We start from the raw sequence: 14,074 nt of genomic DNA on the forward strand, positions 1-14,074 counted from the left end.
TCAGTCCTCCGGGGATGTGATCCGCCCGGCGTGCAGGCGCACGACGCGGGGAAGGCGGTCGATGGTGGACGGCCGATGTGCGATGACCAGCACGGTCCGGTCGCGCCGCAGGCGGGCCAGGGCCTGTTCGATGCGGTGCGCGGTGGCCGGGTCGAGGTCGGCGGTGGCCTCGTCGAGGATGAGCACCTCGGGCTCGGTCATGGCGGCCCGCAGCAGCCCCACGAGCTGACGTTCCCCGGCCGAGAACCGTTCCCCGCGCCGCCCGAGCTCGGCGCCGAACCCGCCGGGAAGCCCGGCGACCCACCCGTCGAGCCCGAGCCGCTCGGCCGCCCGGGCGAAGTCCTCGGGCCCCGGCCGTCCCGGCGTGAGCGCCAGATTGTCGGCGAAGGTCCCGGCGATCATGTGAACCTGCTGCGGAATCAGCACGAGCCGCCGCCGCACCTCGGCGGCGGCGAGCCCGCCGAGGTCGGCGCCGCCGAGCCGCACCGCCCCGGAATCAGGCAGATAGAGCCCACAGAGCAGCTTGGCCAGCGTGGTCTTCCCCGACCCGGTCTCCCCTACGAGGCCCGCGTGTTCCCCCGGCGCGAAGTGAACGCTGACCCCGTGCAGCACGGGTTCGCCCGGCCGGTAGCTGTAGGTGACGGCCTCGGCGGTCAGCCCGCCCGCACCGGCCGTGGTCACCGTCGCGGCCGCGGACCTCGCGGGCGCGGTGGCTTCGAGGAGGTCGAGCAGGCGGGCCAGGCCGACACGGGACTCCAGCATCTCGCCGGCGACCAGGGTGAAGTCGTCGATGGAGCTGAACAGGTCGCGGCTGGCCAGCACGAAGGTGACGACGACGCCGACGGTGACCACGTTCTCGCTCGCCAGCAGGCCGCCCGCGATCAGCAGGGCGGCGCTGGTGAGGCCCTGCACGATCCAGGTCGCGTCGATCCAGGTGGCGCCGCGCTGGGCGGCGCGTGCCGTCCCCAGGTAGGCGTCGGCGTCGGTGGACAGGCGGCCGAGCCAGGTCCCGGTCGCGCCGTCGATCTGCAACTGCTCACGCGCCAGCAGGCTCTCCGAGAAGGTGGCGGCCAGCGTCGCCTGGGCCGCCGCCTCGGCCGGGTACGCGCTCGCCGCCGCCCGCCGGAACCGCTTCGAGATGAACCACATCGGCGGCCCGAAGACCAGCACCAGCAGACCGAACAGCTGCCACGAGGAGGAGAGCAGCACGACCACGCTGAACAGCAGGTAGCCGCCGAGCGAGATGAGGTCCGGGAGCTGACTCCGGACGAACGTGGCCAGCTCCGCGATCTCGACGGTGGCCCGCTGGAGCAGGTCGCCGCCCCGGTGCGCCTCGAGGAAGCGCAGCGACGTGCGGCCGAGCCGTTCCACCACCAGGTCGCGCAGGCTGTGCACGACCTTCTCCCCCACGCGGGTGAGCAGCAGCTCGGACCAGCGCAGCAGCACCGTCCGGGCGACCACCAGGCCGAGCACGACACCGGCGGTCACCAGCAGCCCCGTACGGTCGCCGTCCAGGAGTTCGTCCACCGCCCGGCCGATCATCAGCGGGACCAGAGTGAGCGACAGCGTGGACAGCAGGTTGACCACGATCGCAGCGGCCATCGCGCGGCGGTGCGCGCGCAGATGCGGCCAGGCGCGGCGCAGCACGTGCCGCTGGTCGGGCTCCTCGGTCAGCAGGCGGACGTCAGCCATGCGACACCAGCTCTCCGTCGTGGACGCCGAGGTCGACGACGCGGTCGGCGCGGTCCCGGACCGCCGTACGGGAGGTGGCGAACACGATCGTCACGTCGAGTTCCCGCAGTCCGTCGAGGATGCGCTGCTCGGTGCGGGCGTCCACGGCCGAGGTGACGTCGTCGAGCAGCAGCACCCGGGCGCCGCGCAGCAGCCCCCGGGCCAGCGCGAGGCGCTGGAGCTGGCCGCCGGACACGGTGCTGCCCCGCTCGCCGACCTCGGTGGCGAAGCCCTCCGGCAGCGACTCGATGTGCTCGAGGATGCCGGCGATCCGGCACGCCTCGCGCAATTGGCCGTCGGTGAGTTCCGTACGGCCCAGGCGAAGGTTCTCGGCGATGGTCCCGGACAGCAGCAGCGGGCGCTGGCCGACGATGGTGATGGTGTCGCGGACGTCGGCGATCGCCGCGTCGCGCAGATCCGTTCCCCCGTACCGGATGGCGCCGGTGGAGGGATCGGCCAGCCGGGCCAGCAGGCGCAGCAGCGTCGTCTTGCCCGTGCCGACCGGGCCCACCACCGCGACGAACTCGCCGGGGCCGACGCTCAGATCGGGCAGCCGCAAAGGCTCTCGTTCTGGCAACTCCACCGACACGCCGTCGGTGGCCAGCGCTCCCGCCGGCAACAGCGAAGTCGCCTTGTCGTACATTTCCGATTCAGCGCTGAGGACCGCCTCGATCCGGCCGGCGGCGGTCCACGCGTCGCCGAGCTGGCCGAAGCGGAACGTCAGCATCATCACCTGCCGCCCCAGCAGGGTCATCCAGCTCGCGAAGGAGACCAGGCCGCCGACCGAGAACCGGCCGTCCAGCACGGCCAGGCCGCCGAACGCCAGCCCGGCCGCGGTCGCCAGCCACGGCACGAACGGCGCGTTCGCGGCCCAGCCGGCGGCGATCCGGGCCAGCGCCAGGGTGCGGTCGTGGACCGTGGCGCTGGCCTCGTGGTGGCGCTCGACGAGCACCTGTTCACCGCCGAGACCGCGTACGGCCGTACTCGCCGAGAGAAGGTCCTCCACCGCGTCGGCCCGTGCCCCGTGCGCCGCCGAGAGAGCGGCGTTGGCGGCCTCGTAGCGGCGCGGATACCAGAGGTTGACCGCGATCAGCAGCGGCACCGTGCCGAGCCCGACCACCGCCAGCATCGGGTCGAGTGTCGCCACCACGACCAGCACGGTGAACAAGCCCAGCACGCCGCTGGCGAGCGACGGCACGGTGGAGATCCAGATGGTGATCTGCTCGACGTCGCGGGTGCCCCGGGTGACGAGGTCACCGGCCGAGAACCGGTGCGCGGTGACCGCATCCCAGCCGAGCACCCGCTCGCTGAGCCGCAGCAGCAGGCGGTTGCCGGTGCGCACGCCGGCCAGCGTCGCCCACCAGCGCATCGCGAACTCGGCGCCGGTCAGCGCGACCGAGACGGCCAGGGTGGCCGCGGCCCAGGAGAGCAGCGGGCTGCGATCGCCCGGCGTGATGCCCTCGTCGAGGGCCTGGCCGAGGCACCACGGCAGCAGGATCAGCCCGGCCTGGTAGCCGAGACCGCCGATCCAGGAGGCGGTGACGCCGCGGGCGGAGTCGCGCAGGGCCCAGCGCAGCAGAACGGACGGGCTCATCGGGTCACCTCGGCCAGGGCCGCCACGGTCTTCAGCGCGACCAGATCGGCCAGGCGCACCTCGATTCCCCGGGTGCGGGCGAGGCTCGTCAGCCGCATGGCCGCGATGCTGTCGCCGCCCACGTCGAAGAAGCTGTCCTCGGCCCCGACGGCGACACCGAGCACGTCGGTGAAGAGCGCGGCCAGCCTTTCCTCCCGCTCGCCGTGCGGCGCCCTGGTTTCCGAGACGTATGCGACGGCGGGCAGCGCGGCGCGGTCGAGCTTGCCGTTGACGGTCAGCGGCAAGGCGTCCACCTCGACGACGGCCGCCGGCACGAGGTAGTCCGGCAGCCGTTCCGCCGCCCAGGCCCGAAGGTCGGCGGCTTTCCCGGCGACGTACGCGATGAGGCGCCCCGCCTCGGCGACGACCACCGCCTGCCCCACCGACGGATGCCGCGACAGAACGGTGGCGACCTCGCCCAGTTCGACGCGGTAGCCCCGAATCTTCACCTGGTCGTCGGAGCGGCCCAGATAGTCGATGCGGCCGTCGGCCGTCCACCGGACCACGTCACCGGTCCGGTACATGCGCTGCCCCGGCGTCGTACCGAACGGGTCCGGAACGAATCTGGCCGCCGTGAGCCCCGGCTGGTGCAGATATCCGAGGGCGAGCTGCGCCCCGCCGATGTAGAGCTCCCCGGCGACGCCCGGCGGCACCGGCCGCAGCCGCCCGTCGAGCACGTAGAGCGTGGTGTTGGCGACCGGCCGCCCGATCAGTGCCCGCGGCACCTCCTTGACCCGCTGGACGATCGTGTCGACCGTGCACTCGGTCGGGCCGTAGAAGTTGTACGACTCGGTGCCGGGAAGCGCCGCCATCCCGGCCCACAGCGGGTCGGGCACCGCCTCCCCGCCGACGCCGAGGACGGCCAGCCCGGCGGCGTCGAAGCCGGCCGCGAGCAGCTGGCCGAGGTGCGACGGCGCCACCTCGATCATGTCGATCCCGTTGTCCCGCAACAGCTGGGCGAGCAATTGCGGGTCGCGGCGCGGCCCCTCGGTGACCAGGTGCAGCTCGTTGCCGCCGAGCAGGGCGAGCAGCGGCTGCCACGAGGCGTCGAAGGCGAACGACCAGTTGTGCGCGACCCGCAGCGGCCGCCCCAGCCGCTCCGCCGCCGGACCCAGGATCCGTTCGGTGTGGCTGGCCAGCAGGGTGGCCACCGTGCGGTGCGGCACCAGCACACCCTTGGGACGCCCGGTCGAGCCGGAGGTGTAGATGACGTACGCCGGGTGGTCGGGGCTGATCGGCTGCGGAGTCCCGGTTCCCTTCTCGTACGGTTCGTCGAGCACCAGAGTCGCCGTACCGGCCGGGAGCAGGTCGACAGTGGACCGGACAGCGAGCGTCACGACCGGCCGCGCGTCCTCGAGCATCGCCGCGATCCGGGCCGGCGGATAGTCCGGATCGATCGGCAGGTAGGCCGCGCCGGAGGCCATCGCCCCGAAGATCGCCGGGACGATGTGCTCGCCTCGTGGCAGCAGGAGCGCCACGATCCGGCCCGGCCCGGCGCCACGGCCGGCCAGCGCCGAGGCGAGCGCGTCCATCTCGGCCACCAGATCGGCGTAGCTCCACCGCCGGTCGCCGACGACCAGCGCCGGCCCGGCCCAGCGCCGCACCAGATTCGGCAGCGTCTCCGGCGTGACCGGAAGCGAGGTGCCACTCCACTCGACCAGGACGCGGTGGCGCTCGGCGGCGGTGAGGGCGTCGGACCGGTCCACCGTCATGCGCGGATTCGCCGCCACCTCCTCGGCGAGCGCCACGAACCGGTCGAGCAGCAGCCGCGCGGTGTCCCCGCCGAAGACGTCGTCCCGGTGTTCGAGGGCCAGATGCAGTCCGTCGTCCTCGGCCGCGACGAGCGTCAGCGGGTAGTGCGTGGCGTCCCGGCCGGTGACTCCGGCCAGCTTCAGGCCGGCGTCGCGCTGGCTCTCGTCGAGACGGTCCCCGTCCACCGGATAGCTCTCGAACACCACGAGCGTGTCGAACAGCTCCCCCACGCCGGTCAGCTGCTGAATCGGCGCCAGGCCGAGGTGCTGATGGGCGAGCAGGCCGGCCTGCTCCCCCTGCAGTCGCGTAAGGAACGCGTCCCAGCGCTCACCGGCCGGCAGCGTCGCCCGCACGGGCACGGTGTTGATGAACAGCCCGATCGTCTCCTCGGCCCCGGTCAGCTCCGGCGGCCGTCCCGAGACGGTCGCCCCGAACACGACGTCGTCGCGCCCGGTGAGCCGCCCCAGAAGCACCGACCACAGTGCCTGCACGAAGGTGTTGGGCGTGACACCCAGCCCCCGCGCGACGTCGACGACGCGCTGCGGCAGCTGAGCGGTCACCTCACCCGGCAGCCGGGCCTCGCGCCGGGTCAGGCCCGGGGCGACCAGGGTCGGCTCGGTGACGCCGCGGAGCGCGTCACCCCAGGCCCGCCGCGCCGTGTCACGGTCGGCCGCGGCCAGCCACGCGAGAAAGTCCCGGTAGGGCCGCGCTTTTCCCGGAGCTTTCCCGGCGTACGCGGAAAGCAGCTCCCGGGCGATCAGCGGCCCCGACCAGCCGTCAACGACGACGTGGTGCTGGGTCACAACGAGCCGATGCCGGTCGGCGCCGAGCCGGACGAGCAGGAACCGGAGGAGCGGCGCCTCGGCCAGCACGAAGGGCCGGCCCCGCTCGGCGTCGGCCAGAAGCTCGGCCTCGTGGCGGGTGGCCGCGGTGACTTCCCGCCAGTCCGGCTCCACCCGGGCCGGCACGACCTGGACCGGCAGCCCGGCCGCCGTGGTCGTGAAGGCGGCCCGCAGATTGGGGTGACGGTCGAGAAGGGTGGCGGCGGCCTTGCGCAGGCGCGCGGCGTCCAGCGCCCCGTCGAGCTCGAGCTGCTGCTGTACGAGATAGACGTCGCCCGCCCCGTCGAGCGCGTGCAGATAGAAAAGCCCTTCCTGCAACGGCGTCAGCGGCAGTACGTCGACCAGATCCGGATAGCGCTCACCCAGCTCGTCCAGCGCCGCCTGATTCACCGGTGCCAGCACATCGGACGGTGTCAGCCCACCGCGCCCCGGCGCCGCGTCAAGCTCGGCCAAAGCCGTCGTCCAGGCCGAGAGCAGCCCGCGGACGGTCTCCGCCGCCACCGCCTCACGCGGAAAGGCCACCGACAGCACGATCTCGTCCCCGGCGACGGTCGCCTCGATGCTGAGGACATGCCGGGCGGGCAGCTCGTCCCCCGCGTCCCCCCGCAGACCCTCGACCGGCTGCCAGGGCTGCCCATCGCGGCTTGGCTGCTCTCCCTCGGCTCGGCCGAGGTAGTTGAACAGGATCGGGGGGCGGGGATCGCCGCGGCGGAGGAGGCCGTAGCCGATGCCGCCGTCCGGGGCGGCGCGCAGCTGCTCCTTCACGCGTTTGAGGGGGTCCGGGCCCTCCCCCGCGCTGAGGCGTACGGGGTGGGCGGTGGTGAACCAGCCGACCGTGCGGGACAGGTCGGCACCCGGGACGATCTGTTCCTCGCGGCCGTGGCCCTCCAGCTCGACGAGGACGTCACGGCCGGCGGCGACGGCCAACGCCGTCAGCAGTACATCCTGCGCGTTGGCGCGGTAAGCGGCCGGGATGGCGGTGGTCAGGCCCCCGACGGGGATCCGGGCGGTGACCTGGTCGAGCGTGCCGAGGGTGTCCACCGACGGGTCGAGGTCGATGTCGGCGAGATAGGCGGGAGGTCCGGCGAGGACCGCGTCCCAGTGGTCGGTCTCCTCCTGGCGGTCGACCGCTTCCAGGGCCAGCGCCCACGCCCGGAACGACGTCCCGACCGGTGGCAGCGGGCCGTCGGCCGCCAGGTCGGCCAGCAGGATGGGCCACGAGACGGCGTCGACGGCCAGGTGGTGGATGGTCAGCCGCAGCCGGTCGCCGTCCAGCGGTTCGGCGCTCAGCATCCGGCCCTCGGACGGCGCCACGCCGGAGCCGATCAGGCCGGACGCGGTGACCGCGCCGGGTGGGGGAACGCGCAGGGCGGTTCCGGTCCAGCGGGCGCGGAGCATGTCGTGGTGGTCGATGAGCCTCTGCAGGCGGTCGGCCAGTTCCTCCCGAGTGAGGCCGGGCGGCGTACGGATCACCATGGACTGGGTCAGGTGCGGGTCGGCGGGCTGGTCGAGGGTTCGCATGAACGGGGTCAGCGGAACCTCGCCGAAGGAAGCGACCGCCTCCGATCGCGGAGCCTCCAGCGGCACCGCCACGGTGGCCAGGCCCTCGACCGTGGGGCGGGCGAAGACGTCCCGGGCCGAGAGGCGCCAGCCGGCGGCGCGGGCCCGGGCGGTCAGCTGCAGGGCGAGGATGCTGTCGCCGCCGAGGGTGAAGAAGCTGTCGCGGACCCCGACGCGGTCCAGGCCGAGCACGGCCGCGACCAGACCGGCGAACAGTTCCTCGGCCGGGGTGCGCGGCTCGTCGTCGCCGGTCCGGGCGGCGAAGTCCGGTGCGGGCAGGCGCCGGCGGTCCAGCTTGCCGTTCGGGCTCAGCGGCAGCTCGGGCAGGCTGACGAAGGTCGCGGGCACCAGGTGCTCCGGCAGCGTTGCGGCCAGGGCGGCGCCCAGGTCGGCGGGCGCGGCCCGATCGGCGACGACGTAGGCGACCAGGCGGCGGGCCGGGCCGTCGTCGCGGGCGACCACGGCGGCGGCGCCGACGCCGGGCAGGGCGGTCAGGGCGGCCTCGATCTCGCCCGGCTCGACCCGCAAACCGCGGATCTTCACCTGGTCGTCGGTGCGGCCGGCGTATTCGAGGGCGCCGGACTCGGTGCGGCGGGCCAGGTCGCCGGTGCGGTAGAGGCGGTCGCCGGGGGCGCCGAACGGGTCGGCCACGAAGCGCTGGGCGGTCAGGGCCGGCCGGCCCAGGTAGCCGCGGGCCAGCTGGACGCCGCCGAGGTAGAGCTCGCCGGTCACGCCGTCCGGCACCGGGCGCAGCCACGGGTCGAGCACGTGGACCGACGTGTTCCAGACCGGGCGGCCGAGGGGGACGGGGCCGTCGGCCGCGGTGTCGACCTGGTGGAAGGTGACGTCGACGGCCGCTTCGGTGGGTCCGTACAGGTTGTGCAGCTCCACGCCGGGCAGGACCTCGCCGAAGCGGCGGGCCAGATCGCCGGGCAGGGCCTCGCCGCTGCAGACGACGCGGCGCAGCGGGGCCACCTCGGGGGCGGCGGCCAGGAACGCCCGCAGCATCGACGGGACGAAGTGCACGGTCGAGACGTCGTTGCCGGTGATGACCTCGGCCAGGTAGGCCGGGTCCCGGTGCCCGCCGGGGCGGGCGACGACGAGGGTGGCTCCGGTGAACAGCGGCCAGAAGAACTCCCACACGGACACGTCGAAGCCGGCCGGGGTCTTCTGCAGGACGCGCTCGCCGGGTCGCAGGCCGTATCGGTCCTGCATCCAGAGGAGCCGGTTGACGATCGACCGGTGGGAGACCGTGGCGCCCTTGGGTTTGCCGGTCGAGCCGGAGGTGTAGATGACGTACGCGGCCGTGTCGCCCGGCAGTTCGGGAGCTTCGGTCACGGGCGGGCCCGCGTGGTCGGCCGAGGTCAGCACGATGCTCGCGCCGGAGTCGGCGAGCAGGTAGTCGTTGCGGTCCCTGGGGTGCGACGGGTCGAGCGGAAGGTAGGCCGCTCCCACGCGGTGGACCGCGTAGAGGGCCACGATGAGGTCGAGCGACCGCGGGATCGCGACCGCGACGACCGTTTCCGGGCCGGCGCCCCGCGACCGCAGCCAGCCGGCCAGGGCGGCCACCCGCTCGTCGAGGGCGGCGTAAGTGAGCGTCCTGCCCTCGTACACGACCGCGATCCGGGACGGGTGGTCCCGCACGGACGCGGCGAACAGCTGCGGCAGCGTGGTGTCGGGCACGGCGACCGGCGCGGCGGCAGCGCGCTCGGGCAGCGCTCGCCCGACCGGCCGGTGCGGGCCGGCGGCCAGGTCGGCCAGCAGAGCCGCGTACCGGTCGAGGAGGTCCGAGGCCCGCTCGGCGGTGAAGACGTCGGAGCGGTAGGCCAGCCCCAGTCGCAGGCGCTCGCCCGGCGCGACGGCCAGGGTGAGCGGGTAGTGCGGGGCGTCGTCGCCGGTCACGTCGGTCATCCGCAGGCCGGCCGAGCCGGTCGAGTCGTGCAGGGCCCCGGTGTCGAGCGGGTAGCTCTCGAAGATGGTGAGCGTGTCGAAGAGTTCGCCCAGCCCGGCGATCCGCTGGATGTCGGTCAGTGGCAGGTGCTGGTGTTCCAGCAGCCTCGACTGCGCGGCCTGGAGGCGGCCGAGCAGGGACGTCCAGCTTTCCGCGGGGTCGAGCGCCGTCCGTACGGGAAGGGTGTTGATGAAGAAGCCGATCATCTCGTCGACGCCGGGCACCTGGGGCGGCCGGCCCGAGACGGTGGTGCCGAAGACGACGTCGGTACGGCCGGTGAGCTGCACCAGCAGGACCGCCCAGGCCGCCTGGACGATGGTGTTGAGGGTGACCTGCCGCTCGCGGGCGAGCGCGGTGAGCCGGTCGGTGAGCTCGCGCGGCAGTTCGCTCTCGAGCTTGCCGGGGCGGCTGTCGAGGACGGCGCCGGCGCCCGGCGCGACGAGCGTGGGCTGCTCCAGGCCGTCCAAGGACGCGCGCCACGCGGCCTCGGCGGCGGCCCGGTCGGTGCCGAGCAGCCAGCGCAGGTAGTCGCGGTAGGGGCGCGGGGCGGGCAGCGCCCGTCCGGCGTACAGGTCGAACAGTTCCCGTACGGCGAGTGGCGTGGACCAGCCGTCGAGGAGCACGTGGTGGTTGGTGAGCACGAGCCGGTGCCGCTGGTCGGAGAGGCGCACGAGGGTGAGCCGCAGCAGCGGTGGTGTCGCGAGGTCGAACGGGCGCGCCCGATCGACGGCGGCGAACCGCTCGAACTCCTCGTCGGTCAGGTCGAGGAACTGCCAGGGCAGCGCCGCCCGTGCGGCGACGACCTGGCGCAGCGTGCCCTCGGGACCGTCCACGAAGGACGCCCGGAGCGAGGGATGCCGGTCGAGGAGCGCCTGCCCGGCGGCCCGCATCCGGCCGGGGTCGACCGGGCCGGACAGATCGAGGACCTGTTGCACGACGTACGGGTCGACGGTGTCGGCCAGCGCGGCCAGGAAGACGAGGCCCTCCTGCAGCGGCGACAGCGGCCACACGTCCTCCGGGTCGAGGGCGTCGATCTCCTCCTGAGTGACGCCGGGCAGGAGCAGATCGGACGGGGTCCGGCTGCCCTTCGCGCTCGCCAGCGCGGCCAGCGCGGTGAACCAGGAATCGGCCAGCGCGCGCACGGCTTCCTCGGTGAGCACGCCGTCGGGATAGCTCAGCGCCACCGTCAGCCGGCCGTCCAGCACCGACGCGTTGATGTCCAGCGCCCGGCGCAGCGGCATCTCCGGGTCGGCGTCGCCGCCCAGCCCGCCGATCGGTGCCCAGTCCGCGCCGGACTCCCCGGTGTCGAACCGGCCGAGGTAGTTGAACAGGATCTGCGGCTCGGCCCGGCCGGCCAGCCGGGTGCGCAGCGGACCGTACCCGGCGCCGTTGCCGGGTACGGCCCGCAGCTGTTCCTTGACGCGCTTGAGCGCGGCGGCCGGATCGGTGCCGCCGGGGCTCAGGCGCACCGGGTACTCGGTGGTGAACCAGCCGACCGTGCGCGACAGGTCGGCGTCGGTGCCGTCGCGCCCGTGACTTTCCAGCTCGACCAGGACGTCCCGTCCGCCGAGGGCCACGGCCAGCCCGGCCAGCAGCACCTCGGTCATCCCGGTGTGGAACGCGGCCGGGACCTTGTCGACAAGGGTGGCGTCCCATTCCACGACGACCGTCCGCGCGCTCGCGACGGTGTCGTGGACCGGCCGGGAGCCGAGCAGCGGCTCGTCGACGTCGAGCACATCGCGCCAGTAGGGCAGTTCGGCCGGGTCGGGCTTCAGGGACCGGGCCCATTCCCGGAAGGAGGTGCCGGCCGGCGGCAGCGCGATCGGCCGCCCGGCGAGCAGGCCGGCCCAGGCGGCGGCGATGTCGGCCAGCAGGATCCGCCACGAGACGCCGTCGACGACGGTGTGGTGGATGACGAACTCGACCCGTCCCGGCGTCCACGTCACCCGCAGCGGGACGCCCTCCTCCGGCCGGAGCCGGTCGGCGCCGATGACCGTCGAGGCGGACAGCGAACCGGGCGGTGGCACGAACAACCCGGTTGCCGGGTCCCAGCGCGCGCGGAGCAGATCGTGCCGGTCGAGCAGCGCCTGCACGATGGCCTCGAGCCGCGCGGCGGTCAGTTCGGCCGGCGCCCGCAGCACCATCGACTGGCTGTACCGCGTGGCCGGGCCGTTGTCCCGCAGCCACGCGAGCATCGGGGTCAGCGGGACCTCGCCCAGCGCCGCCCCGGAGTCCGCCACCGGGGCCGCCGTGGCCGGCGCGGCGACGGCGGCGAGGGCCGCCACCGTCCGCAGTTCGAAGATCTGCCGCGGCGTGATGCGCAGCCCCGCCGTCCGGGCCCGGGCGACGAGCTGAAGCGAGACGATGCTGTCGCCGCCGAGCGTGAAGAAGCTGTCCTCGACGCCGACCGACGGCAGCCCCAGCACCTCGGCGAAGAGGCCGCAGAGGGTCTGCTCGGCCGGGGTGCGCGGGGCCGCGCCGCCGCTGAGCGCCCCGAAGTCCGGCGCCGGCAGCGCCCGCTTGTCCACCTTGCCGGCCACCGTGACCGGCAGCCGCTCCAACCCCACGACCGCCGCGGGCACGAGATGGCCGGGCATCCGCGTGGCGGCCCACTCCCGCAGCCCCTCGGTCTCGCCCACGACGTACGCCACCAGCCGGCCCTCGACCGCGAGGACGACCGCCTGGGACACGGCGGGGTGCTCGCTCAGCAGCGCCGCCACCTCACCCGGCTCGACCCGGAAGCCCCGGATCTTCACCTGGTCGTCGGCCCGGCCCACGAACTCCAGCCGGTCGTCGGCCGTCCAGCGGACCACGTCGCCGGTGCGGTACATCCGCTCCCCCGGCGCCCAGGGGTCGGCCACGAAGCGCGTCGCGGTGAGACCGGCGCGGTCGTTGTATCCACGGCCGAGCTGGGCGCCGGACAGGTAGAGCTCGCCGGTCCGGGCCGGCCGGAGCCACCCGTCGAGAACGTACGCCCGGGTGTTGCCGATCGGGCGGCCGACGAGCGGCGTCTCGCTGTCGGCCACGTCGGCCATCAAGGTGTCCACAGTGCATTCGGTCGGGCCGTAGAGGTTCACGCCGGCTGTGCCCGGGGCGTCCCGGAGGGCGTTCCACAGGACGGGCCCGGCCGCTTCGCCGCCGAGCAACACCAGGGCGGGCGTGTGCTCGCCGTTCAGCAGACCGGCGTTGACGAGCTCCTGGCCGAGCGACGGCGCCACGTCGAGCGATGCGATCCGGTGGCGGCGAACGTAGTCGACGAACAGGTCGGCGTCGCGGCGGGTCTCGTCGTCGAGCAGGTGCAGCTCATGCCCGGCGACGAGCCCGAGCAACCCCTCCCACGACGTGTCGAAGACCAGCGCCGCCGACAGGGCCACCGCAAGACGCCGCTGCACTGTGAACACCCGCGCCCGGTGATGGTGGAACAGGTTCGCGAGGCTGGCGTGTTCGACCACGACGCCCTTGGGACGCCCGGTCGAACCGGAGGTGTAGATGAGATAGGCACCCGAGCGCGGATCGATGGCAGGCAGCGCCACGTCGGCTGTCTCCGCAAGCAAAGACGGTGTCACCACCACCGCCGGGGCCGCGTCCTCGAGCAGATAGTCGATGCGCTCGCGCGGGTAGTCCACATCGATCGGCAGGTAAATGCCGCCCGACCTCAACGCCGCCAACCAGGCCACGATCGCGTCGTCGGTCCGCGGCAACAACACCGCGACGACCTTCTCCGGACCGGCACCGTGGGCCACCAGAACGCGAGCCAGACGCTCCACGCGCGCTTGCAATTCGGCGTACGTCAAAGACACGGAACCGAAACGCAGAGCAACCGCATCCGGGGTCTGCCGGACCGTCGCGTCGAACTCGTCCAGCAACAGGGTCGGCGGCACGGAAAGCGCCGAATCCGTCGCTACGAGGTCGCCGGACCGGATCGCGGCGAGACGGCCGTCCGGTTCCCCGGCGAACGCCGCCAGCAACTCGGCGAGGCGGTCCAGGACCCGCGAGGCGGTGGCGCGGTCGACGGCGTCCGCCCGGTACTCGGCGCCCAGCGTGATCTGCGCGGTCCCGGGCACGACGGTCAGGGTGAGCGGGTAGTGCGTGGCGTCCTTCCCGGTGACCGAGGCCAGTCGGAGCCCGGCCGTGTCCTGCAAGGTGCGCAGCCCGTCCTCGTCCAGCGGGTAGCTCTCGAAGACCAGGAGCGTGTCGAAGAGCGCCCCGGCGCCCGCCTGCCGCTGGACGGCGGCGAGCCCGACGTGCTGGTGGTCGAGCAGCGTGGCCTGCTCCGCCTGGACCCGTGCCAGATATCCGGCCCAGGTGTCGGTGGGGCGGGGCCGGACCCGGACCGGAACGGTGTTGATGAACAGCCCGACCATGTCCTCGACGCCGGCCAGCGCGCCCGGCCGTCCCGACACGGTCGCCCCGAACACGAGGTCGTCCCGTCCGGTCAGCTCGGCCAGCACGAGCGCGAAGGCGCCCTGCACCACGGTGTTGAGAGTCAGCCCGCGCGCCCGGGCCACCTCGGCCACGCGGACGACGTCCACGTGCCGCTCGATCGCCGACGGCTCGGCTATGGCGCGTTCGGTGCCGGGTGCGATGAGCGTCGCTTCCTCGACG

3 protein-coding genes (1 of these 3 cut by a window edge) are annotated in these 14,074 nt (G+C 73.8%); all 3 read right to left on the reverse strand.

Translation table 11 applies throughout. The annotated features are described in order from the left end of the window. Tightly spaced (each overlapping or abutting the next), the 3 genes in view from AB0C26_RS38805 to AB0C26_RS38815 form a layout consistent with a single transcriptional unit that may run on beyond the window. Window positions 1–1,692, reverse strand: a complete 1,692-nt coding sequence (locus AB0C26_RS38805; RefSeq protein WP_360258136.1) for an ABC transporter ATP-binding protein — start codon at window positions 1,690–1,692, stop codon at window positions 1–3. After that, entirely contained in the window at window positions 1,685–3,325 is a 1,641-nt protein-coding gene (locus tag AB0C26_RS38810) for an ABC transporter ATP-binding protein (RefSeq protein WP_360258139.1), read from the reverse strand. The genes AB0C26_RS38805 and AB0C26_RS38810 overlap by 8 nt, the downstream gene beginning before the upstream one ends. Further along, window positions 3,322–14,074: the 3' portion of an amino acid adenylation domain-containing protein gene (locus tag AB0C26_RS38815; RefSeq protein ID WP_360258141.1), read on the reverse strand. 578 nt of this gene lie beyond the right edge of the window; only the last 10,753 of its 11,331 coding nucleotides appear in the window; its start codon lies beyond the right edge, outside the window; the stop codon is at window positions 3,322–3,324. Before AB0C26_RS38815 ends, AB0C26_RS38810 begins: the two co-directional genes overlap by 4 nt.

Source organism: Actinoplanes sp. NPDC048796 (assembly GCF_040650035.1).
Classification (GTDB): domain Bacteria; phylum Actinomycetota; class Actinomycetes; order Mycobacteriales; family Micromonosporaceae; genus Actinoplanes.